Origin of the sequence: Pseudomonas sp. TH41, from assembly GCF_016650695.1 — a bacterium.
Classification (GTDB): Bacteria; Pseudomonadota; Gammaproteobacteria; order Pseudomonadales; family Pseudomonadaceae; genus Aquipseudomonas.
On the sequence record NZ_JAEKFH010000003.1, the window covers coordinates 475,696 to 499,228 of the forward strand.

Here is a 23,533-nt window from a genome sequence, read left to right on the forward strand (position 1 = left end):
GCAGACAAGGCTAAGCTGAACACTGCCTGCCACTGCCATTGTGCCAATAAGAAGTGAACCATCATCATGGGTAGAGTTGTTGCTGCTGCGGTTTACAGCGCTGGTAAAAAAGTCACCAATATCACCCTCGACGAGGGCGCTGCCTGGGCTGCCAAGCCTGGCCACTTTGTCTGGATCGGTCTCGAAGAACCGAACGCTCAGGAACTATTCAATCTGCAACGCCAGTTCAACCTGCATGAACTGGCCATCGAAGATGCCCTGGAAAAACACAGTCGACCGAAGCTCGAAACCTTCGGCGATGCGCTGTTTATCGTCACGTATTCGCCGATCCGCCATGAAGGCAAGCTTGAGTTCATCGAGACCCACATCTTCGCCGGCAATGGCTACATCATTACCGCACGCAACGGTCACTCGGCGTCCTACGCTCATGTTCGACAGCGTTGTGAGGCGCGTCCGCTATTGCTCGATCACGGGGAGGATTTTGTGCTCTACGCCATTCTCGACTTCGTGATCGAAAACTACCAGCCGGTGGGGGAAGCGATCCACGCCGAGATCGATGAGCTGGAACGCAATGTGCTGGGCAGCTCGTTAAGCGAACACGATATCCAGAAACTCCACAGCCTGCGCCGGGATGTGTTGCGTTTACGCCGCTATGCGGCGCCGATGGTAGAGATCGGTGAAGAACTGCAGAAGCTGAGCTTTCCGTTCATCGACAAGAACATGCGCCCGTATTTCCGCGATGTGCAGATTCATGTGACGCGACAGATGGAAGACCTGACGACGCTGGCGGACATTGCCAGCCAGACGATTGAGGTTGGGGTATTGCTGGAGGCGTCACGTCAAAGTGTGGTGCAACGCAAGTTCGCGGCGTGGGCGGCGATTCTGGCGTTCCCGACGGCGGTGGCCGGGATTTACGGGATGAACTTCCAGAACATGCCAGAGTTGAGCTGGCATTACGGATACTTTGCGGTGCTGGGGTTTATTGTGGTGGGTTGCGTGGGGTTGTGGGCGAGTTTCAAGAAGTCGGGGTGGTTGTAGGAGCGAGCTTGCTCGCGAAAAAACCGCTGGCACCGATGGGCATCTGGTTCAACGCGTTATCGTTCACGACCTTCGCGGGCAAGCCTCGCTCCTACAGATGAACGCGTATCCCTGTAGGAGCGAGCGGTGCGGCGATCCGACTTGCCCGCGAAGCTTTTGCTTTAGACCGTTTGAGGCTTATGCGCCACAAATCGCATCATCCACTCCGCAACCGTAGCGCCGTGATGCTCCTGTTCAAGGCTGGCCACACCTTTCGAATAAACCTGCTCGCCCAGCGCTTGCTGGCGAATGTCCAGCAACGCCCGCGAATAATCGTGGATGAACTCCGGGTGCCCCTGGAAGCACAGCACCTGATCGTTGATGTGGTACGCGGCAAACGGGCAGAAATCGCTGGAGGCGATGACCGTGGCGTTTTCCGGTAACGCCGTGACCTGATCCTGGTGGCTGATCAACAAGGTTAATTCCTCGCGCACCGGGCTCATCCACGGCGCCTTGGCCGCGAGTTTGTAGTTATGGGTGCCGACGCCCCAGCCTTGGGTCGCACGTTCACTCTTGCCGCCCAGCAATAGCGCCAGCAACTGATGGCCGAAGCACACACCCAGCAGCTTGTCACCGCGCTTGTAACGGGTCAGCAGGTAAGTCTTGAGGGTTTCAATCCACGGGTCGGTGCCGAAGGAGTCGGCCTTGCTGCCGGTGACCAGGTAGGCGTCAAACGTCAGTTCATCGCTGGGGTATTCGCCCTGCATCACGTTGTAGACGGTGAACTCGGCCGCGATGGGTTGCTGTGAAAACAGACGCTGGAACATCTGCCCGTAACCCTGATATTGATCGACCAGTTCCGGACGCAGGATGTCGGTTTCCAGAATGCAGATGCGTAACGACATAAAAAATACCTGACACATGATGGGAATAATGCACACCCCAGAGCCTGCCTTGAAACACAGTGGCAAGGCAAGCCCCGGAACGCGTCACCGGTCCCTAAAACACCTCCCCTTTAGCCGCTTTTTCCAGTAGCAGCGCAGGCGGTGCGAACCGCTCGCCGTATTGCTCGGCGAGATACTGGGCGCGGGCGACAAAATCCTTCACGCCATACTGGTTGATGAATTGCAGCGCGCCACCGGTCCAGGCTGCGAAACCAATGCCAAAGATCGAGCCGACGTTGGCATCCGCCGTCGAGGTCAACACGCCCTCCTCCACACAGCGCACGGTTTCGATGGCTTGCACGAACAGCAGGCGATCACGCACGTCCTTCGGTGAAATCTGCCCGTCGGCCTCCTCAAACCGGGTTTTCAGTTCAGGCCATAGATGCTTCTGGCCACTGGCCGGGTAATCGTAGAAGCCCCCTCCAGCGGCCTTGCCGGGACGGCCGTATTCGTTAAGCAGCAAGTCAATCACGGCGAATGCCGGGTGCTCAATCAGCGGTTTCCCTTCTGCTTGCAGGTCTTTGGCGGTTTGCTGGCGGATATGGCTCATAAGGCTGAGGGAAACTTCGTCGGAGATCGCCAGAGGCCCGATGGGCATCCCGGCCTTTCGGGCTTCAGTCTCAATCATCGGCGCGCTCACGCCTTCGCCGAGCATGGCGATGCCTTCGTTGGTGAAGGTGCCGAACACCCGCGAAGTGAAAAAGCCGCGACTGTCGTTGACCACAATCGGGGTTTTCTGGATTTGCAGTACGAAATCGAACCCGCGAGCCAGGGTTTCGTCGCTGGTGTGGCTGCCTTTGATGATTTCCACCAGCGGCATTTTTTCCACGGGGCTGAAAAAATGCAGGCCGATGAACTTTGTCTGATCAGGCACGGCGGTGGCGAGGCCGCTGATCGGCAGGGTCGAGGTATTAGAAGCGATGACGGCACCCGGACCGACGACTTTTTGCGCAGCCGATGAGACCTTGGCCTTGAGCTCGCGATCTTCAAACACCGCTTCAATGATCAGATCGCAACCGGTCAGGTCGGCATCGTTTTCGGTGGTGCGGATCCGCGCCAGGATGGCCTCACGCTGCTCGGGGAGCATCTGGCCGCGAGCGACTTTCTTGTCCAGCAGCGCCGCCGAGTTAGCCTTGCCCTTTTCCGCCGCCGCGAGGTTGATGTCCTTGAGCACTACCTCGATGCCCGCTGAGGCGCTGACAAACGCGATACCGGCGCCCATCATTCCGGCGCCGAGCACGCCCACCCGACGCGTGACGTAAGGCGCAAAGCCCTGAGGCCGCGAGCCGCCAGCGTTGATCTCGTTGAGCTGGAACCAGAACGTGCCGATCAGGTTTTTCGAGATCTGGCCGGTGGTCAGTTCCGTGAAGTACCGGGTTTCAATCAGGTGCGCCGTGTCGAAATCCACCTGCGCGCCTTCCACCGCAGCGCAGAGAATCTTCTCCGGCGCCGGCAGGCAGCCCTGGGTTTTATTGCGCAGAATCGATGGCGCAATGGCCAGCATCTGCGCGACTTTTGGATTCGACGGCGTGCCGCCTGGAATCGCGTACCCCTTCACATCCCAACGCTGCACCGCCGTCGGATGGGCAAGAATCCAGGCCCGCGCCTTACTCATCAGCTCATCGTGATCATTCGCCAGCGCGTCGATCAAACCGGCCTGCAACGCTTGTTGCGGACGAACTTTTTTGCCTTCGAGCAAGTACGGCAGGGCTTTTTCGATGCCCAGCATGCGGACCATGCGCACCACACCGCCGCCGCCCGGCAGCAAGCCGAGGGTCACTTCCGGCAGGCCGAGCTGCACCGACGGGTTGTCCAATGCGACCCGGTGATGGCAAGCCAGGCAGATTTCCCAGCCACCCCCCAACGCGGCGCCGTTGATCGCCGCGACCACCGGTTTACCGAGGGTTTCCAAGGTGCGCAACTGGCCCTTCAATGTCAGCACCATGTTGTAAAAGACGCTGGCTTCGGCTTTGCCGACCGTGATCAATTCATTGAGGTCGCCGCCAGCGAAGAAGGTCTTTTTGGCCGAGGTAATGATGACGCCGGCGATGGTGTCCTTTTCGGCCACCAGCCGGGCGACGCAGTCAGCCATGGCCTCGCGGTACACCGCGTTCATGGTATTGGCGCTCTGGCCCGGCAGGTCGATGGTGAGGACGACAATCTGGTCCTGACCTTTTTCGTAACGAATGGCTTCGGTCATTAGATATTTCCTTGAAGTCGGGGCTCAGAGGCGTTCGATGATGGTGGCAATGCCCATGCCGCCGCCGACGCAGAGCGTCGCGAGGCCATAGCGCAGGCGCCGGGTTTCCAGTTCATCGAGTAGCGTGCCGAGAATCGCGCAGCCGGTGGCGCCCAGCGGGTGACCCAGGGCAATGGAACCGCCGTTGACGTTGACCTTGTCCGGGTCGATGTCCATGTCCTTGATGAATTTCAGCACCACGGACGCGAAGGCTTCGTTGACCTCGAACAGGTCGATGTCTTCGACCCGCAGCCCGGCCTTGGCCAGCGCTTTGCGGGTGGCCGGCGCGGGGCCGGTGAGCATGATGGTCGGATCAGTGCTGGTCACCGCGGTGGCAACGATTCGCGCTCGTGGCTGCAAACCCAGCTCCCGGCCCTTGGCCTCGGAACCGATCAGCATCAACGCCGCGCCATCGACGATGCCCGAGCTGTTGCCCGGTGTGTGGACGTGGTTGATCCGCTCCACATGGCTGTAGACCCGCAACGCGGTGGCGTCGAAACCCATCTGCCCGATCATTTCGAAGCTTGGCTTGAGCTTGCCCAGGCCTTCCAGGGTCGACTCGGCACGAATGAACTCATCGTGATCGAGCAGGATGATGCCGTTCTGGTCCTGCACCGGCACCAGTGACTTGTTGAATGCACCATTCGCCCGCGCACGCGCGGCCTTTTGCTGGGAGTGCAGCGCATAGGCATCGACGTCCTGACGGCTGAAGCCTTCGAGCGTGGCGATCAGATCGGCCCCCACGCCCTGCGGGGTAAAATGACTGTGCAAATTGGTTTCCGGGTCCAGCGCCCACGCCCCGCCGTCGCTGCCCATCGGCACCCGGGACATGGACTCGACACCGCCGACCACCACCAGGTCTTCGAAGCCGGAACGCACTTTCATCGCCCCGAGGTTTACCGCCTCCAGACCCGAAGCGCAGAAGCGATTGATCTGGACCCCCGCCACACTGACGTCCCAATCCGCTACCTGGGTCGCGGTCTTGGCGATGTCGGAGCCTTGATCGCCAATCGGCGTCACGCAACCAAGCACCACATCGTCGACCTGACGGGTGTCCAGAGAAGTGCGCTGCTGCAGCGCCTTCAGCAATCCGGCCACCAGATTCACCGGTTTGACGCTGTGCAGGGCGCCATCGGCCTTGCCTTTGCCACGGGGCGTGCGTATTGCGTCGAAAATCAAAGCTTGGGTCATGACGTCCTCGATTTTGTTGTTGTCCATCAAAAGATCGGGCCGCGTTCGGACGATCTTTTGATCTTTTAAGGAGCCTCCACCTTATTCCGGCCCCCTGCCAATTCAATGACCGCAATGCTCACGAGCGTTGACGGACACGCTCAGACGGACGGTAGTCAACGAGCGAATTAACCGTTTCAGGACAGCAAGCTGTCTAGCAAACGGGCGCCAAAGAAGCTGGCAATAGGCCTCATGCCTTTTTAAGAGCAAATAAGCGCAATACCATACGAAATGGATCTAAACCACGAGTGACGCGGGCTCTAAGGTGAACTGTACGAAGTTGTCGTCGGGTTTTGCCGAGGCGCTCGTACAACAGGAAGTGCAACGCTCTGCCGTCATGGAGAAATGCAGGCAGGCATCAGGAAATAACAAAAAAGGCGGTCAAGCCATGTTCAAACATTCGAAAGTACGTCAAGCCGGGCTCATTCTATTCGCCACTACGCTGTTGTTGATTTTGCCGAACCTGACCAAGGTGATCGGCTAGTCGGTTATTAAAAATACGGCGCCAGGGTTTTAACAATCGCCTGCTTAAAAATGTGACTGGCTCGCTACCCGGGCCAGCGTGGGTGTGCCAACCTCTATGACACTTCCACGACATGGACGGCGGTCATTTGAAAACGCTCATTCTGTTGGGGGCCTTGCTGCTCAGCACGCCCCTCTATGCCGCACAGCTGAATCTGGAGCTGGGCGCGAGCGGTCGCACCTGGCAGACCGAGGAGCTGCTCACGCATCCTCAGGTTCAGACCATCACGATTAACAACGACGTTTCTTATAAACGGGACATGAGCTATCGCGCCGTTCCCGTGGCGGCGTTGTTGACCGGCATCAAGCCAGGGGATCATCTACAAGCGGTGGCGCTGGACGGTTTTGCCGCTGAAATGGCGGCTGCACCGCTGCTCAACGCCAAGGGTTCACGGGCCTGGCTTGCCATTGAAGACCCGGCCAAACCGTGGCCCGCGCTGTCTGAAGGCAAGCCGAGTGCCGGGCCGTTTTATCTGGTCTGGACGGATCCGCAGGCAGGCAATATCAGTCCCGAGCAATGGCCGTTTCAGGTCGCCAGTATCAAGCGCCTGGCGCCAGTGGCAGAGCGCTTCCCTGCTCTGCTGCCCGATCCAGCGTTAAAGGCTGACGACCCGGTCAATCAGGGGTTTGCACTGTTTCAGAAGAATTGCCTGGCATGCCATCGACTCAATGGCGCGGGGGATGCGCAGTTTGGGCCGGACCTGAACATTCCGTTTAGCCCGACCGAGTACTTTGGCGCCCAGTTCCTCAAGCGCTACATCCGTGATCCGCAAAGTTTGCGGCAGTGGCCGCAGGCGAAGATGCCTGGGTTTGAAGCGACGGTGTTGCCGGAGGGGGATCTGGACATGTTGGTGGGGTATTTGAAGCATATGGCGGGGCGCAAGGTTCAGCCCTGATCGTATCCCATTCTCTGTAGGAGCGAGCTTGCTCGCGATGGTGTGTCAGTTGACATCAATGTAGCTGACACACCTTCGCGAGCAAGCTCGCTCCTACATTATTGCTGTTGGACGGAGATAACCGGCATCGGTGTCGGCGACACAAACACCTTCGCATGCATCTGCTCGCAACCACCGCCCCGGCGCATGCCGCGTACCGGGCACGCATCCAGGTAATCCAGGCCCACCGCCAGTTTCAAATGGCGCTCGGGCCGAGCCAGTTCGTTGGTGACGTCAAAGCTGTACCAGGCGTCATCGAGCCAGGCTTCGGCCCAGGCGTGACTGGCCAGGTGTTCGCTGTTTTCGCTGTATAAATACCCCGACACATAGCGCGCCGGAATGCCCAGGCTGCGGGTACAGGCCAGAAATGCATGGGTATGATCCTGGCAGACGCCCGCGCGCCCGGCGAAGGCCTGGGCGGCGCTGGTGTCCACTTCGGTGGAACCCGGCGTGTAGGTCATGTGCTGGTTCAAACCCTGCATCAAGTCAATCAGCGCCGTACGATCCCGGCGCTTTTTGCATTCCTTTTCCGCGAACGCGCGCAGACCTTCGTCGGCCTCGGTCAACCGGGTGAAACGCAGGAACGGCAGCGCCGACTGGCTCTCATGCTCTGCTTCGCGAAGTTCGTCGATATCCACCTGGCCACGGGCGCCGATGATGATCGCCTCGTGGGGCTCGTCCATGGTCAGTACGTGCAGGATGTTGCCGAACGGATCGAGTTGCGCACGCACCGGGCGCGGCAGGTCGAGCTGCCAGCTGAGCACATGCTGGCGCTCGCTGTCGTGGGGGGTCAGTCGCAGGTACTGGATGCTCGCCCGCACCTGATCTTCGTAGTGATAGGTGGTCTCGTGGCTAATGGAAAGTCTCATGCAGCCTCCAGGTAAGAACTGTGAATGGCATTGCCCAACTGGCGCACCAGCGGGATGAACTCGGTCAGCCATGCATGCAGGCCTTCATCGAGAATTTCAGTGATGCCGGTGTAACGCAGGCGCGCGTCCATCTCCGCTGCCAGACGTTGCGCGGGACGTCCGTTGGCGCCCGGCAACTGGGCGAGGATTTGGTCGATTTCTTCGGTGCAGGCGCGCAAGGAGCGCGGAACGTCAGCGCGCAACAGCAACAGCTCGGCCACATGCCGGGCGCCGGGCGCATCGCGGTAGATCTCGGTGTAGGCCTCGAACGACGACAGGGCCCGCAACAAAGCGCTCCACTGGTAATAGGCGTGAGCCGTGCCGTCGCTGACCGCTTCGGCCCGATCACCGGCCATTTCGTAACGGGCATCGAGCAGGCGCAACGTGTTGTCAGCCCGTTCGATAAACGTCCCCAGCCGAATGAAACGGAACGCGTCGTTGCGCATGATGGTGCCGTAGGACGCGCCACGGAACAGGTGGGAACGCTCCTTGATCCACTCACAGAAACGGCTCATGCCGTAGCGACTCAAGCCCTGGTCGGCAATCCCGCGAATTTCCAGCCAGGTGGCGTTGATGTTTTCCCACATGTCGGCGGTGATTCGCCCACGCACGGCATGGGCGCTGGCCCGCGCCGAACCGAGGCAACTGTAGATGCTCGCCGGGTTGGCCGCGTCCAACGCAAAAAAGTGCAGGAGTCGTTCGGCGTGCAGTTCGCCGTGGCGCTCCAGGTAATCGTCCAGCGTGCCGGTGATCAACAGCGGCATGGCCAGTTCATGCAAACCGTCACCGCGACCATCCTGTGGCATGAGCGACAGCGAATAACTGATGTCGAGCATCCGAGCGAGGTTTTCCGCCCGCTCCAGGTAACGCGACATCCAATACAAATCCGAGGCAGTTCTACTTAACATGGCAGGCTTCCTTCAATCCTCGACCACCCAGGTGTCCTTGGTTCCGCCGCCCTGGGAGGAATTCACCACCAGGGAGCCTTCGCGCAGGGCAACACGGGTCAAACCGCCGGGCACAACCCGGGTTTCGCGACCAGACAACACAAACGGACGCAGGTCGATGTGGCGTGGAGCGATGCCGTTTTCGACAAAGGTCGGACAGGTCGACAGGGACAACGTCGGTTGTGCGATGTACGCGTGGGGCTTGGCCTTGATGCGGGCGCGGAACGACTCGATTTCCGCCGCCGTCGCGGCCGGCCCGACCAGCATTCCGTACCCGCCAGAGCCCTGGGTTTCCTTGACCACCAGGTCTGGAAGATTGGCCAGTACGTGGGACAGTTCAGAAGGGTTTCGACACTGAAACGTCGGCACGTTCTTCAGGATCGGTTCTTCATCCAGGTAGAAACGGATCATGTCAGTGACGAATGGGTACACCGACTTGTCGTCCGCGACCCCGGTGCCGATGGCATTGGCGAGCACCACGTTGCCGGATCGGTACGACGACAGCAGCCCTGGGACGCCGAGCATCGAGTCCGGGTTGAACGCCAGCGGATCGAGAAAGGCATCGTCGAGGCGACGGTAGATCACGTCGACGGCTTTCGGCCCGTCCGTAGTGCGCATGAACACCCTGTCGTCACGCACGAACAGGTCCGCGCCCTCCACCAGTTCTACGCCCATTTCCCGGGCCAGAAACGCATGCTCGAAAAACGCGCTGTTGAAACGCCCTGGTGTCAGTACCACCACGCTCGGGTTATCGATCGGACTGGAGCTTTTCAGCGTGTCGAGCAACAGGTTCGGATAGTGATCGATGGGCGCGATGCGCTGGGCCGCGAACAATTCGGGGAACAGTCGCATCATCATCTTGCGGTCTTCGAGCATGTAGCTCACGCCGCTGGGTGTACGAAGATTGTCTTCAAGCACGTAGTACGTGCCGTCGCCATCGCGCACCAAATCGACACCGGAGATGTGGGAATAGATATCCCGGTGCAAATCCAGCCCTTGCATCGCCAACTGGTATTGCTCGTTGGCCAGCACTTGCTCGGCCGGGATGATGCCGGCCTTGATGATGCGCTGCTCGTGATACAGATCGGCGAGAAACATATTCAACGCCTTGACCCGCTGGATGCAGCCGCGTTCAACGATCCGCCATTCACTGGCGGGGATGCTGCGCGGAATGGTGTCGAAGGGAATCAGACGCTCTGTCCCCTGCTCATCACCGTAGAGCGTGAAGGTAATCCCGGCGCGATGAAATAACAGATCGGCCTCGCGTCGCCGTTGTGCCAACAGCTCGTCAGGCGTTTCGGCCAGCCAACGGGCAAACTCCCGATAATGCGGGCGGACCTGGCCGCCGGCATCGTACATCTCATCAAAATAGGTGCGGATCATGCCGTACTCCTTGTCACCCGGACATCCAGGCCTTCGCAAGGCCCGTGCCATCGGCAGAAACGCTTTGATATCAATCAGTTGGATTATCAAGCCGCTAACACTGCACCAACCCTGTGCAGCAAACGCCCCCACCTGATCGCCCCCGCTTCATTGCAAGGCGAAGTTGTCGCCTATCACCAGCATAGCCAGAGTTGATTTCACTGCCTGGCTGTCGATGCGGATAATTCGCGCATTCGCTGTAAATGCTCACCGAACTTCCCTTTAGCCGCCTGCTCAGGCGGTTTTTTTTGCCTTTTTGAAATGTTGTGAATCAAAAGCAAGGTCAAAAGATCGCAGCCTGCGGCAGCTCCTACAGGGTGTACGCCATCCAAATGTAGGAGCTGGCGCAGGCTGCGATCTTTTGATGTTGATTTTCGTACCCGCGAAAACGAAAACGGCCAACCCTGAGGTCAGCCGTTGCTGAGTGTTGTCGCTGTTCATAGTGTTATGCGAGTCGCCCTCGTACCTCCTGCTTGACGCCCCATCCTTCGATAATGCCACCCAAAGGCTCAACCACTGCCTCGAAGTCCTGCTCAAAGTCACCGATGCCGTCATAGGTCGCGTACATCACTTTGCTCAGTTCCAGGTACCACGCACCGTCGTCGCGCACGCTGATTTGTGCATTCAAGGATTCACCACAGTAATGCCCTGCCGCCCTGCGTGCCCGCTCCTCGTCCGGGAAAATGGCGTAGAACTCGATGGGATGGAACCGTGAAAAGTCGAAACCGCCTTCTTTCATGCGGCGCAGTACCGAGCTGCTGATGTCTTCTTGATAGGCTGTGCTCATGAAACGTCCTCCTCAAACTGATGGATAGACTTTCCGTACTCCCAACGCCCGCAACCGAATGGTGAAGGCGATGCGACAAACACGTTGCCGATGGGAAACAAGCATGTAGCTGACAAGACCAGACCTTAGCGATCCGTTCGCTGATCTCGCTTGCAGAGTAGCCTCAAGACAGAGGCGCTGCCAAGGTCTGGTTGAGAATGTGACAGGAGAAGTTCAGATTGGCGTGATGCCGAGGATTTGGATGCTGTTCTGGGCTTTAAGACTTTTGACGCTCGCATCCGCGGTTCGCCCTTCCAGATCATTCAGATCCAGTTCAGCGGCGACAGGAAGGAGCCGGGCCTTGATGAGTTTGGCGGCGTGCTCATTATCCGGGCACTCGTCGCACTCAAAGACCTCGTCGACTGTTTCGCCGTGATCGTCCACGAAAGTGATTTTCCACTTTTGCATCAGTGCCTCCTCGATCAAACCCGCAAATGGGCTTACATCTATCTGGACTTTTGCCCTGACTGATCGTTCAACGGATCACAACGCGCAGGCATGAAATAGACACAAAACCTGTGGGAGCGAGCCTGCTCGCGATGAACTTGAAGGCGACGCTTGTTTCCAGACAGCAAGCGTCATCGTTCACGACCATCGCGAGCAAGCTCGCTCCTACATGGGGGGTGGGCGTAAACCTTTAGTCGTTGCTTGGCTTGTTCACGGCCTGCAGGACGTATTGCGGCAAGGCGAACGCGCCAATGTGTATTTCTGGATTGTAGTAGCGGGTGATGATGCCGCTCCCGGTAAAGCGCTGTTGCAGGGTTTCACGGGACAATTTGCGATAGGCGGTATTGGTCGCGCCCCAGGCAAAAGTCATCGAACCGCCAATGTAAGTCGGCACAGCGGCCTGATAGAAGTGCCAGTCCGGGAACAGGCTGCGCAGGCGGCCGGCGGTGGTTTTGACTTCTTCTATTTGCATGAACGGCGTGCCGTTCTGGGTCACCAGGATGCCGCCTTCGTTCAGGCAGCGACGGCAGGCCTGGTAGAAGTTCTCGGAGAACAGTACTTCGCCCGGACCGATCGGGTCGGTGGAGTCGGAAATGATCACGTCGAATTTTTCAGTGGTGGTGGCGACGAAACGCATGCCGTCGTCGATCACCAGGTTCAGGCGTGGGTCTTCAAACGCGCCTTTGGAGTGGTTCGGCAGGTACTCTTTACACATGTCGACCACGGTGCCGTCGATTTCGACCATGGTGATGTGCTCGATGCTGCGGTGCTTGGCCACTTCACGCAGCATGCCGCCGTCGCCGCCACCGATAATCAGCACGCGCTTGGCGGTGCCGTGCGCCAGGATCGGCACGTGGGTGAGCATTTCGTGGTAGATGAACTCGTCGGCTTCGGTGGTCTGGATCACACCGTCCAGCGCCATCACCCGGCCCATGCGCGGGTTTTCGAAGATCACCAGGTGCTGGTGTTCGGTACGCACTTCGTGCAGCAGTTTTTCCATGCGAAAACGCTGGCCGTAGCCTTCGTAGAGGGTTTCCAGGTATTCGCTGGTGGGAGTGTTGCTCATGGGAAGTGCTCCGATAAATGCGGGTGGCAACGGACGGTTACCCGCCCATGATGGCCAATCGATCTGTTCGATTGGCCGGGAAAGGCGCGCATTCTACGTCGCGGAAGATGACAGGTCGAACGTCACTTGATGGCTTGACCTAATCCCTTGTGGGAGCGTGGCTTGCCCGCGAAGGGATCGCCGCGGCTTAACTGACAGACCGCGTCGCCTGCATCGCAGGCAAGCCAGCTCCCACAGGTTCGTTGTTGCTTGCGGGAATCGGTCAGATCCGGACGTTGCCGCGAGGTCCGGCGATGGCCCAGATGATCAGGCCCAGAACCGGCAGCAACAGGATCAGCAGCACCCAGATGATTTTCATCCCGGTTTCGGCGCCACTTTTCAGCACGTTGATGATTGCCCAGATGTCCAGGGCAAGAATAATCAGGCCAACCAGACCGTTGAACGTGGAACCCATGGTGACGCTCCCTATGAGTGGTATGCCCTCTTAGGATAGCCGGCCATTGCGAGGGTTCCGTTTTATTAGCGCCCTTAAGGCTTCAGACGTGGATGGCCACTTTCAGGGCTTCCAGGGAGGGCGCGGCCGCGATGCCGACTTCGGCGCACAATTCGAGCACGCGTGGCACGTCGTTGCCGTAGACCAGCACCACTTGCAGTTCGTCGTCGAGCAATTGGCTGAAGTTCATCAGCACGTAGCCGCCGTTTTCCTTGTTCATGCTGCTCATCTGCACCTGAATGCGATTAAGCGCGGTCAGGGCTTCGGTCTTGGCCAGTTGTTTGGGCTTGATATTGAAGTCCACGCCGGGGCCGAACGAGGCGACGATCTGGGCAAACAGGTCCATGTAGGTGTCGGCCTGGAACAACACGGTTTCCGGCAGACTGCCGACGACGACCCACTCGCCCAGCGGCATCGGGAACGTGTCGTCGTAGTTGATGTCCGGATTGGCCGTCAGAAAAGCCCCTTGATCGGCGTAGGCCTGGGCCGCTTCGTCAGCGACTTTCAGGATTTCGTCATCGCTCATGCACCCGGAGCTGATTTTGCTGATGAGTTCGACGAGTGCGGCTTTCATGGGGCGTAATCCTGTAGCGAAGGAATTTTGAAGGCGCGAAGGATAGCGCATTCCGCACTGCAATTGCTGTGCGGGCGCGCGGCCGAAGAGGTTGATCCACATCAAGAACCGACGCGCTGAGCAGCGGCACAATACTGGCACCTTGCCGAAACTGTTTCCGCTATCAGAGAAGACCTCCATGGGTGCCTGGCTTAGCAACATCTCGCTGAAATACAAATTCTGGGCGGTCAACGCCGTGGCCCTCTTCACCACCCTGCTGCTGGTGTTGTACGCCGTACAGCTCGAACAACAAGCCCGCAGCCACGCCGCCCATGTGTCGGTCCAGGCTCAGGCGCGATTGCTCAACGCCTGGCCCGCCGGGCAACCGCTGCCGAAGGCCGATAACCTGCTGACATTCAGTCGAGGGCAGGCACCGTTGCTGAACGGGCAGCCGGTATTGGAACTGACCGATACAAATGGCTGGGTCGATATCAACGCTATGCCGCTGTTCGGCGAAAACCCGTTGATGGGCGCTGAGGTGTTCACGCGCGCCGACGGTCAACAGCTGGCGGTGATTGCCTATGGTCCCAGCCTGACCCAAGTGTTCGGCGAGCGTTTCGCCAACTACGCGGTGGCGGTGTTCATTCTGATGCTGGCGATGCTCGGCGCTTCGCAACTGTTGATCCGCTTCCTTCTCAGCCAGCTCAACACCCTGAAAGACGTGATGCTGCACGTCGAGAAAACCGGCGACCTGTCGGCGCGTGTGCCGCTGGCCTGCACGGACGAAGTCGGGCAGATGGCCAACGCTTTCAATGCCATGCAGGCCGGCTATCAGCGGGTGGTCAACACCGTTGCCAGCACGGCCCGGCAACTGGATGTCGGTGCCGCGCGGCTTGCATTGAGCATGAACGAAGTGCGCCACGGCATGCTCGGCCAGCAAAGCGAGACCGATCAGGCCGCCACGGCGATCAACGAAATGACCGCGACGGTTTATCACATCGCCCAACACGCCGGCGCCACCCGCGACCTCTCGCAAACCGCCGATACCCTGGCCGGCAGCGGGCAGGCAGTGGTGAGTCGGGTGCAGCAGTCGATTGCCGGGTTATCCACAGGCGTTCAGCAGACCGCCGAGATGATTCAGCGTCTGGCCGAGGACAGTCAGAAGATCAACGGCGTGGTCAGTGTGATTCACAGCATCGCCGAGCAGACCAATCTGCTGGCCCTGAACGCCGCCATCGAGGCCGCACGCGCGGGTGAAATGGGGCGCGGTTTTGCAGTCGTGGCCGATGAGGTACGCAACCTGGCCAAGCGTGTGCAGACTTCCACGGACGAGATCACCCTGATGGTTTCCGCGTTGCAGGCCGGGACGCGTGATGCGGTAGATTTCATGCAGGAAAGCTCGTTCAAGGCTGACGATTGCGTACAGCAGGCGCAAGAGGCCGGGGCAGCACTGGCGGAAATCACCCATGCGGTGGCGCAGATGCGCGAAAGCAACACGCAGATTGCGGTGGCGGCCGAGCAGCAGAGCCAGGTGGCGGAAGAGATGAATCGGGCGGTGGTGAGCATTCGCGACGTGACCGAGAACACGGTGCAGCAGACGGTGGATTCGGCGACCACCAGTAATGAATTGGCGGCGTTGGCGGGGGAATTGAGCAAGGCTATAGGGCAGTTGAAACTCTAAGGAACCCTTCGCGGGCAAGCCCGCTCCCACAGGTTCAGCGTTGATTACATTTACCGATCAACTCGGTCATTGTGGGAGCGGGCTTGCCCGCGAAGGCGTCAGCGCGGTCACATCAATATTGACCATGAAGCCCTATCGATCCAATAGCCAACCTCGATTCGCCGCCCCCATTGGCCGGGCCTATTCTTCAATCATGTGTTCAACATGGATCGAGGATTTACGTCATGGGCAAACGTCACCCCAACCTTCCCGCCTGGCAATGGCGAGCGTACCCGAACAATCACCAGCACCCGACCAATCTGGTGCTGCACCTGATTGCCGTGCCGCTGTTCATCGTGGCGTTTCTGCTGCTTGTTTCCGGGGTGTTCAGCTTGAGCTTTGTGAACATCGCGATTGGCGTTATCGGCCTGCTGGCCGCTTTAGGCCTGCAACGCCACGGTCACAGCCTGGAGGCGCAGGCCTCCGAGCCCTTCAGCGATCGCAAAGACGCGGTGTCCCGCCTGATGGTCGAACAGTTTCTGACCTTTCCACGGTTTTTCCTGAGCGGCGGCTGGTGGCGCGCCTGGCGTGAGCGCCACCGTCGTCACTGATCAGGCGAAAATCGTCACCGTCTGCCGGCTCATGGCAATCAACTGACCCTGTGCGCTCCACAGCTTCGCGGCCGCATGACCGTAGCCGTCGGCGGCATACTCGATTTCAACCAGGTATTTGCACCAGTCCAGCGTGCTCAACTCCAGCAACGGCTGAACGAATTCGATGGTCCAGGTCAGCGTGCTGCCCATCGCCGGCTTTTTCAGGTGCGGCAACAGGGCCGGTGGCCAGGCGTCCACTAGCGCCAGGATGTGCGATTCGCTGACCGCTTCTTCCTTCACATCCCCACGCAAGCGCACCCAACCGCCCATTTCACGGGATTTATTGCCCGTGAACGGCAGGCCACCGACGCTCCAGCGCATCGCCAGGTGCCGCATGAACTCCGGGGTCACACCTTTGATGTAAGGCAGTTCCTGGCAGTCGTCCCAGTGCTTCATCTCGGGTGCCGGGAGGGCAGTCACCGCCACTTCGGACGGACGCGACGCACCGAAGCTGCCCTGAATCAACGTCACCACCTGGCCCTTCTGCATCGCGCGGCCCAGCACCTGGCTGACAGCTTTGCCTTCACGCAATACATCGACTTCAAAGCTGACCGGCACTTCAGGCTCGACCGGGCCGACAAAGGTAATCGCCAGCGAGCGCACCGGACGATCCGCCGGGACTTTTGCGCGCATGACTTCGTATTGCAAGGCGGCCACCAGGCCACCGAAACTGGCACGCCCCTGCGCCCATTCGGCCGGAATAGACAGCGCCAGTGGCTGGCTGCGGACGGCGTCGAGCAGATCGGAAAAGCGCATGCAAACCTCAAAGGCAGGAAAAGGATGAAGGAATCTTAACCAGCCTGTAATGACAGCACAGTGCCTGATTCGGCCAAATTAACTGACAGAAAAGCCGGATACATACGCTGTATGTAGGAGCGAGCTTGCTCGCGATGAACCTGAGAGCACCGGGGTATCAGATTTGCAGCGTTATCGTTGACGTCCATCGCGAGCAAGCTCGCTCCTACAGGGGTCAGGATTTGAAACAGGCGGCGCTGAGTTTGTCGAGAACCCGGTCGGCACGACCTTCGGCCTGGGCCATGGTGGTTTTCCAGACCGCGATGCAGGGTTGCAAATCGGCCTCCTGCTCGGCCCTGGCCAGCCATTGCCAGCAATCGTGCCAATCGCCCAACGCACCCTGGGCGGATTTGAGTCTGGGCATCGCTGGTTTCGGCAGCCGATCAAGTTCGGGATAGGCTTCGATGCCGTAGCGCACGCGCTTGATCAGCAGGCGCAAGCGATGACGATCATGGGCAGGATCGTGCAGGGCCTGATCGAGTTTCTTCCATTGCTTGGCCAGGCGTTTTTCGATGCGAGGACGTAAGCCCTTAAGCAAACCCTGACGCTGGGCGGCCCGCAAAAAACGCGGAAAGGCGTCGAGGATCATCAGCAACTGCGCAAGCTCCGGGCTCACGGCCACGGCCGGATAAGCCTCGGCCATCTGCGCCATGCGCCGTTGCGCCGCCTCCGGTTGCTCGTGCTGGAGCAAGTACGCCGCCAGCACTTCGCGATCACGCAATGGCGTGGTCAGTTGGCCTACGCCGGACGCCGCGGCTTCCAGCTGCTCGACGCCAGGCAAGCCGCGCAAGGGTCGCAGCAGGCTGCGCAAACGGCGAACCGTGGTGCGCAGTTCATGCAATGCTTCAGGGTCGGTGCGGGCGCTCAAGCGTGCCTGACAGGCCAGCAAACGGACTTCAAGGCTCAGGACATGAGCCACTAATCGATCAACCAAGGCAGACATCGCTTGCTCCCTGAATCGAATTCCCTTGAGGCCTTACATCATGCCTCAACGGCCCGCACGTGACTCACGAATGTAGAAGCGGGCTTTTTCGGCCTTGCTGGTACAGCCCTCGTACGCTTCAAATTGCTGCTGGGTCTTGGCGCCGGTCAACAGCGACAGGGCTTTGGAGTAACTGACCGTCCCGGCGAACCCCTCGGCCTTGGCCAGGTCCAGCTCATGCCACGCGGCATCGATCTGGCTACCGCAGCTGTCGCGGTAAGCGGTTTTGCCGGCACAACCGGCGAGTGCCAAGGCAATCAAAGGCACACAGATCCAGGCTTTCATCAATAACACCTCAAGTCAGGTCAACAATTGTGCAGGTAAGACGGTCTGGCACGTGAAAAGTGCCTTTGATCGCCAGAGGAAACTATAGCGCTCGCGAGAATAAGCATGTGCCGCCATAGAAGTGTCGAAAAAACGACGTCCTCCCCCACCGAACGACCTTAACGATTGAAGCACGCCCCTTGATAGGTGCATTGTTAAACCTTGTCAGACGAGGGCGATTCATGAAAAAGCGCGTCGCACTGGTGCTGGGCTCAGGTGGAGCCCGGGGCTATGCCCATATCGGTGTCATTGAAGAGATCGAACGACGGGGTTACGACATCGCCTGCATTGCCGGCTGCTCCATGGGCGCGGTGGTCGGCGGGATCTACGCCGCCGGCAAACTCAATGAATATCGCAACTGGATCGAGAGTCTGGACTACCTCGACGTCTTGCGGCTGGTGGACGTCAGCTTCCGTCTGGGTGCGATTCGCGGCGAGAAAGTGTTCGGGCAGATCCGCAAGATCGTCGGCGAGATCAATATCGAAGACCTGCGCATCCCCTACACGGCGGTGGCCACGGACCTGACCAACCAGCAGGAAATCTGGTTCCAGGAAGGTTGCCTGCACCAGGCCATGCGCGCCTCGGCGGCGATTCCCAGCCTGTTCACGCCGGTGATGCAGGGTAATCGCATGCTGGTGGACGGCGGTATTCTCAATCCGCTGCCGATCGTGCCCGTGGTGTCGAGTCATTGCGACCTGATCATCGCGGTCAACCTCAACTCCACCAACCAGCGCCATTATCAACTGCCGGTGATCCAGCGCCCGGCGGCGTTCAAGAGTCGCTTCGACAGCCTGATCACCTCACTGGGTTCGAAATTGCCCTTCCGCCGCAAACAGGCGGAAAAATTGCTGCTGCTGGAAAAAGAAGCGTTGCTGGCAGAAGCGGCCGAGATCAACCCCTGGATCGAATCCGCCGAACCCGAAGCCCAGCAACCCGCGGCCGCCCCTGAACGCGACGGCGCGCCGAAGTCCGCCACGGGCTCGTTCATTATCGACAACGTCGGGCCGGCCTCGTTGCTGGACCTGATCAACCAGAGTTTCGAGGTGATGCAGACCTCACTGGCGCAGTACAAGATCGCCGGTTATCCGCCGGATGTTTTGATCAACGTGCCGAAGCGGGTGTGCCGGTTTTTCGAGTTCTACAAGGCGCCGGAGCTGATCGCGCTGGGGCGACAGATTGCGCGGGATACGTTGGATCGGTATGAGAATGAGCGGGAATCCTGAAGTACTTGAGTGAATGATAGGGCCCCTTCGCGAGCAAGCCCGCTCCCACATTTGACCGAGTTCTTCAGTTAAATACGGTCAAGTGTGGGAGCGGGCTTGCTCGCGAAAGCGCCAGATCAGCCACCACTGAACTAAAGACCACCCTCACTCAACAACCGATACCCAACCCCAGCCTCGGTCACGATGAACCTTGGCTGAGTCGGATCATCCGCCAGTTTCTGCCGCAAATGCCCTACCACAATCCGCAAATAGTGGCTGTCTTCGGTATGGGTCGGCCCCCAAATATCCTTGAGCAGTTGCTGCTGGGTGATGACTCGCCCCGGATGCCGCGCCAGTTGCGCCAGCACGGCGTATTCCTTGCGGGTCAACCCCACTTCAACGCCATCGAGCAGCACCCGGCGATACGCCAGGTCCACGGTCAATGGGCCGAAGGTGAGTGCCGCTTGTTGAGCCTCGCCAACCGGGGCCTGACGCAGCAAGGCACGCACCCGGGCGAGGAATTCCTGGATGCCAAACGGTTTGGTCACGTAATCATTGGCGCCGCCATCGAGCGCTTCGACTTTCTGCCCTTCACTGGCGCGTACCGACAGCACCAGCACCGGCACCGTCGACCATTCGCGAAACTCGCGCAGCACCTGTTGGCCGTCCATGTCCGGCAGGCCGAGGTCGAGCACCAGCAGGTCCGGCTTGTTCAGCGCAGCTTGCGCCAGGCCTTCGGTACCGGTGCCGGCCTCCAGCACTTTGTAGCCTTGGGAGACGAGGCTGATGCGCAGGAATTTGCGGATTTGTGGTTCGTCGTCAATGACTAAAATGGTCGCGGTCTGGCTCATGGTGTCTGATCGCAGCATGGGGATTTGAGAAGGGTATCAGGCTTCACTTTTAGCGCTCACCTTCAGCTTTCAAATTTCAAAGGCGGGCTGCTCCTGCAAGGGCAAGTGCAGCGTGATGCACGTGCCGCGCCCTTCGATGCCGTCGGCAACGCTGATCCGCCCGCCATGAGCACCGACCATGCCCTGACAAATCGCCAGCCCCAGCCCGGTGCCCTGCCCGCCACGATCACCTCGCGCAGCGGTGTAGAACATGTCGAAAATCTTCGCCCGCTCCTCCTCTGGAATCCCCGGCCCCTCATCGCTCACCGAGAAAAACAGCTCGTTGTCGTCGGCTCCGGCGTTCAATTGTAGACGCCCGTGAGCGGGTGAAAACCGTGCGGCATTTTCCAGCACGTTGACCAGCGCCTGTTCGATCAGCGCGGCGTGTACAAAGAGCAACGGCAACTCGGGCGGCACTTCGGTGGTCACCTGCAACGGCGCGAGCACCGCGCGCAGGCGATTGAGCGAACTGCCGACAATGTCGGCTGGCGACACCCAGTCCCGTGCCAGTTTCAGCGCACCGTGACCAAGGCGGGTCATGTCCAGCAGGTTTTGAATGTAGCGGTCGAGGCGCTCGGCTTCATCGCGGGTGCCTTCGAGCAGCTCGCGGCGATCCTCTAGCGGGATCGCTTCGCCGAGGGCCAACAGACTGTCAATGCTGCCGCGCATCGAGGTCAGCGGCGTACGCAAATCGTGGGACACCGACGCCAGCAAGGCGCTGCGCAGTTGCTCGGTCTCGCCGTGCAGCCGTGCCGCTTCGAGGTCCTCGGCCAGTTGCGCACGGGCCAGCGCTTGCGCCAGTGGCTGACTCAACGCAGTGAGCAATCGCCGACGCTGGCCACTCAAGGTCTGGCCTTCTTTGGCACACACGCCGAGCAACGCCAGCGGTCCGTCTTCCACCGACAGCGGCCACCACCACCAACGCCCGAACGGCAGCGTGCCCGTCCCCGCGCCCGCTGGCTGATCGTGTTGCCAGGCCCAATCGGCGGCGGCGCGTTCGGCTTCGGTCAGTTCCAGCGGGCCGCCGGTTTCGACTTTCCAGCCCGACTGTCCGTCGCGATTGAGCAGGCACAGTTGCAGATCACTCCAGCCGTTCAAGTGCTGGGCAGCGGCGCTGACCACCGCCTGACGGTCGGTGGCGGCTGTGAGTTTGCGCGACAGGTCGAGCAGTTCGGTGGTCTCTTCCTGAGTGTCGCGCAACGCCTGCAGTTGCCGCCGTTGACGCGCCGCGAGGTTACCGGTGAGCGCCGCCATCAGCAGGAAGAACAGCAAGGTCAGCACGTCTTCTTCGCGCTGGATGCTGAAAGAGAAATTCGGCGGGATGAACAGAAAGTCATAGGTCAAAAACGACAGCGCCGCACAGGCCAACGACGGCCCGAGGCTGCTGCGCACCGCCACCAGCAACACGGCGGCGAGGAACACCAGGGAAATGTTCGGTAGCGGCAAGACGCTGGCCACGCCCCAGGCCAACGCACTGGCCAACACCGTCGCCACAATGGCCAGGGCGTAGTCGAACCCTACCAGCGACTGTGCCGAACGCTGACGCGGCGGATGCTGTTCGTGATCGCTGTCGAGGACGTTGATTTCCAGCCCGCGCGCATCACGCAGCAAGCGCGACGCCAGCCCACCGCCGAACAACCGCCGACGTAAACGCTGTCGCGACTGGCCGACCAACACCAGGCTGGCGCGACGCTCGGCGGCGTGTTGAATCAGGGTTTTCGCGACTTCACCAGCGCGCAGCAACACCACTTCGCCGCCGAGGCGTTCGGCCAATTGCTGGGCACTTTGCAGGCGCAGGCGTGACTGCTCGTCACGCACGCTGCCGTTGTCCACGTGCACCAGGCTCCACGGCAGATGGCGGCGCTGGGCGACACGACTGGCGTGACGCACCAAACGTTCGGCCTGAGCATCGCCATCGACGCCGACCAGCAAACGACCGCGCACCGCCGGTGCAGCCTGGCCGAGCTGGCGATACCCTTGGGCCAGATCATTGTCGACCTGCGCAGCGGCCGTTTGCATCGCCAGTTCGCGCAGGGCGGTGAGGTTGGTCTGGGTGAAAAACGCGTCGATGGCCGCCCTCGCCTGCTCCGGCACATACACTTTACCGTCGCGCAGGCGCTCCAGCAGTTCACGCGGCGGCAGGTCGATCAGCAACAGTTCGTAGGCTTCTTGCAGCACCCAGTCCGGCAGGGTTTCGCGAACCTGTACGCCGGTAATCCCGCGCACTTTATCGTTAAGGCTTTCCAGGTGCTGGACGTTGACGGTGGTGAACACGTCGATGCCGGCGGCGAGCAATTCCTGGATGTCCTGCCAGCGTTTTATGTGGCGGCTGCCAGGGGCATTGGTGTGGGCCAGTTCGTCCACCAGCACCAGCGTCGGTTTAGCCGCGAGCAAGCCATCGAGGTCCATCTCTTCGAGCATCACGCCACGGTATTCCGAGCGCACCAACGGCTGTTGCGGCAAGCCGCCGAGCAGCGCTTCGGTTTCGGCGCGGCCATGGGTCTCGACCACGCCGGCGATGACTTTCACGCCTTGACGCAGTTGGGTGTGGGCCGCTTGCAGCATGGCGTAGGTCTTGCCGACGCCGGGCGCGGCACCGAGAAAGACCTTGAGCCGGCCACGGCCATCGCGGGGCAGGTCTGCTAACAGCGCGTCGGCGCGGCCGGAGTCGCTCATCTGTCATTGCCTTGTTCGATTTGAATTGGGGGTGTTGCCCTAAAAGATCGCAGCCTTCGGCAGCTCCTACAGGGGATGGCGTACACCCTGTAGGAGCTGGCGAAGCCTGCGATCTTTTGATCTACAGGTTTTCCAGCGCGATATTCAGCGCCAGCACATTGACCACCGGCGGCCCCACCAGCGGCTGCTCGGTGTGCGCATCCAGCAGTTGCTGAAGCGTAGACACCGGCAGATTACGCGCCGTCGCAACACGCGCCAGTTGATAGGCAATCGCGGCCGGTGGCAAGTGTGGATCGAGGCCGCTGCCGGAGGTGGTCAGCAACGCCAATGGCACGGGCCCCTGACCGGGAACCAGCAGCTTATGGGCATCATCGATCACCCGCGTGGCCAGGGCCGGGTTGCTTGGCGACAGGTTGCTGGCGCTGCTCGACACCGTGGCAAAAGCACCGGCCGAGGGGCGTGGGTGAAACCAGGCGTCACCGACGAAATCCTGGGCAATCAACGACGAGCCACGCACGTGGCCGTCGGCGTCGCGCACCAGGCTGCCGTTGGCTTGATCGGGGAAAGCGACCTGGGCGACGCCGGTGACGACCAGAGGGTAGGCGACGCCGGTGATCAGGGTCATCAGGACCAACAGGCTCAAGGCCGGGCGTATCATTGCGGACATTTCAAAATCCTCGAATTCGGAAAACAATCTGTAGGAGCGAGCTTGCTCGCGATGGATTTGAAAGCGCCGCGTTGTGTCAGGAAGGGCGCGTTATCGTTAACCACCATCGCGAGCAAGCTCGCTCCTACAGTGGGG

General features: G+C 60.1%; 22 protein-coding genes. 5 read left to right on the forward strand and 17 right to left on the reverse strand.

Annotated elements, in window-relative coordinates; all coding sequences use genetic code 11:
• Positions 1-66: 66 nt before the first annotated feature.
• Entirely contained in the window at positions 67-1,038 is a 972-nt protein-coding gene (locus tag JFU37_RS04830) for a magnesium and cobalt transport protein CorA (RefSeq protein ID WP_201113496.1), read from the forward strand.
• A 161-nt stretch (positions 1,039-1,199) separates the two neighbouring features.
• Here the strand turns inward: JFU37_RS04830 and JFU37_RS04835 are convergent, their stop codons facing one another.
• The 3 genes from JFU37_RS04835 to JFU37_RS04845 form a co-directional block, all read right to left on the reverse strand.
• Complete coding sequence (locus JFU37_RS04835; protein ID WP_201113498.1) at positions 1,200-1,922, reverse strand: amidotransferase; 723 nt, start codon at positions 1,920-1,922, stop codon at positions 1,200-1,202.
• A 94-nt stretch (positions 1,923-2,016) separates the two neighbouring features.
• Positions 2,017-4,161, reverse strand: a complete 2,145-nt coding sequence (locus JFU37_RS04840) for a 3-hydroxyacyl-CoA dehydrogenase NAD-binding domain-containing protein (RefSeq protein WP_201113500.1) — start codon at positions 4,159-4,161, stop codon at positions 2,017-2,019.
• Between the two features lie 24 nt (positions 4,162-4,185).
• Complete coding sequence (locus JFU37_RS04845; protein ID WP_201113502.1) at positions 4,186-5,391, reverse strand: acetyl-CoA C-acetyltransferase; 1,206 nt, start codon at positions 5,389-5,391, stop codon at positions 4,186-4,188.
• 635 nt (positions 5,392-6,026) lie between these two features.
• Between JFU37_RS04845 and JFU37_RS04850 the strand changes: the two genes are divergently transcribed.
• Positions 6,027-6,848: a c-type cytochrome gene (locus JFU37_RS04850; protein ID WP_201113504.1), complete on the forward strand. Its 822-nt coding sequence runs from the start codon at positions 6,027-6,029 to the stop codon at positions 6,846-6,848.
• Positions 6,849-6,946: 98 nt separating this feature from the next.
• Here the strand turns inward: JFU37_RS04850 and JFU37_RS04855 are convergent, their stop codons facing one another.
• The 8 genes from JFU37_RS04855 to JFU37_RS04890 all read right to left on the reverse strand — a co-directional run bounded on the left by JFU37_RS04855 (position 6,947) and on the right by JFU37_RS04890 (position 13,570).
• A complete protein-coding gene (locus tag JFU37_RS04855) occupies positions 6,947-7,756 on the reverse strand; it encodes a transglutaminase family protein (protein ID WP_201113506.1) in 810 nt (269 codons plus the stop codon).
• Positions 7,753-8,703: an alpha-E domain-containing protein gene (locus JFU37_RS04860; protein WP_201113508.1), complete on the reverse strand. Its 951-nt coding sequence runs from the start codon at positions 8,701-8,703 to the stop codon at positions 7,753-7,755. Before JFU37_RS04860 ends, JFU37_RS04855 begins: the two co-directional genes overlap by 4 nt.
• A gap of 12 nt (positions 8,704-8,715) precedes the next feature.
• Positions 8,716-10,125, reverse strand: a complete 1,410-nt coding sequence (locus tag JFU37_RS04865) for a circularly permuted type 2 ATP-grasp protein (RefSeq protein ID WP_201113510.1) — start codon at positions 10,123-10,125, stop codon at positions 8,716-8,718.
• 484 nt (positions 10,126-10,609) lie between these two features.
• Positions 10,610-10,951: a ribonuclease E inhibitor RraB gene (locus tag JFU37_RS04870; RefSeq protein ID WP_064678940.1), complete on the reverse strand. Its 342-nt coding sequence runs from the start codon at positions 10,949-10,951 to the stop codon at positions 10,610-10,612.
• Between the two features lie 213 nt (positions 10,952-11,164).
• Complete coding sequence (locus JFU37_RS04875; protein WP_201113511.1) at positions 11,165-11,398, reverse strand: hypothetical protein; 234 nt, start codon at positions 11,396-11,398, stop codon at positions 11,165-11,167.
• A gap of 229 nt (positions 11,399-11,627) precedes the next feature.
• The gene (gene speE, locus JFU37_RS04880) at positions 11,628-12,503 is read right to left on the reverse strand and encodes a polyamine aminopropyltransferase (protein ID WP_201113513.1); all 876 of its coding nucleotides are present in this window, start codon (positions 12,501-12,503) and stop codon (positions 11,628-11,630) included.
• A gap of 262 nt (positions 12,504-12,765) precedes the next feature.
• Positions 12,766-12,957: a PLDc N-terminal domain-containing protein gene (locus JFU37_RS04885; RefSeq protein WP_054048570.1), complete on the reverse strand. Its 192-nt coding sequence runs from the start codon at positions 12,955-12,957 to the stop codon at positions 12,766-12,768.
• Between the two features lie 82 nt (positions 12,958-13,039).
• A complete protein-coding gene (locus tag JFU37_RS04890; protein ID WP_201113515.1) occupies positions 13,040-13,570 on the reverse strand; it encodes a hypothetical protein in 531 nt (176 codons plus the stop codon).
• A 178-nt stretch (positions 13,571-13,748) separates the two neighbouring features.
• On the opposite strand from JFU37_RS04890, the gene JFU37_RS04895 reads away from it, so the two are divergent.
• Positions 13,749-15,230 carry a methyl-accepting chemotaxis protein gene (locus JFU37_RS04895; RefSeq protein ID WP_201113517.1) on the forward strand — a complete coding sequence of 494 codons (1,482 nt, stop codon included), beginning with the start codon at positions 13,749-13,751 and terminating at the stop codon, positions 15,228-15,230.
• 224 nt (positions 15,231-15,454) lie between these two features.
• Positions 15,455-15,820, forward strand: coding sequence for an Mpo1-like protein (locus JFU37_RS04900; RefSeq protein WP_201113519.1), 366 nt, complete (start codon positions 15,455-15,457; stop codon positions 15,818-15,820).
• Here JFU37_RS04900 and JFU37_RS04905 read toward each other — a convergent pair whose 3' ends face one another.
• From JFU37_RS04905 to JFU37_RS04915, 3 genes are all read right to left on the reverse strand, one after another.
• Positions 15,821-16,618 (reverse strand): acyl-CoA thioesterase, encoded by a 798-nt coding sequence (locus tag JFU37_RS04905; RefSeq protein WP_201113521.1) that lies wholly within the window; start codon positions 16,616-16,618, stop codon positions 15,821-15,823. It lies immediately after the preceding gene.
• 214 nt (positions 16,619-16,832) lie between these two features.
• Positions 16,833-17,600 (reverse strand): CHAD domain-containing protein, encoded by a 768-nt coding sequence (locus tag JFU37_RS04910; RefSeq protein WP_201113523.1) that lies wholly within the window; start codon positions 17,598-17,600, stop codon positions 16,833-16,835.
• Positions 17,601-17,645: 45 nt separating this feature from the next.
• Positions 17,646-17,924, reverse strand: a complete 279-nt coding sequence (locus JFU37_RS04915) for a hypothetical protein (RefSeq protein ID WP_157711547.1) — start codon at positions 17,922-17,924, stop codon at positions 17,646-17,648.
• Between the two features lie 221 nt (positions 17,925-18,145).
• Between JFU37_RS04915 and JFU37_RS04920 the strand changes: the two genes are divergently transcribed.
• Complete coding sequence (locus JFU37_RS04920) at positions 18,146-19,186, forward strand: patatin-like phospholipase family protein (protein WP_201113525.1); 1,041 nt, start codon at positions 18,146-18,148, stop codon at positions 19,184-19,186.
• Positions 19,187-19,317: 131 nt separating this feature from the next.
• Here the strand turns inward: JFU37_RS04920 and JFU37_RS04925 are convergent, their stop codons facing one another.
• The 3 genes from JFU37_RS04925 to kdpC all read right to left on the reverse strand — a co-directional run bounded on the left by JFU37_RS04925 (position 19,318) and on the right by kdpC (position 23,398).
• Entirely contained in the window at positions 19,318-20,016 is a 699-nt protein-coding gene (locus tag JFU37_RS04925; protein ID WP_201113527.1) for a response regulator, read from the reverse strand.
• 69 nt (positions 20,017-20,085) lie between these two features.
• Complete coding sequence (locus JFU37_RS04930; protein WP_201113529.1) at positions 20,086-22,731, reverse strand: sensor histidine kinase; 2,646 nt, start codon at positions 22,729-22,731, stop codon at positions 20,086-20,088.
• Positions 22,732-22,852: 121 nt separating this feature from the next.
• Complete coding sequence (gene kdpC / locus JFU37_RS04935; protein WP_201113531.1) at positions 22,853-23,398, reverse strand: potassium-transporting ATPase subunit KdpC; 546 nt, start codon at positions 23,396-23,398, stop codon at positions 22,853-22,855.
• Positions 23,399-23,533: the final 135 nt, after the last annotated feature.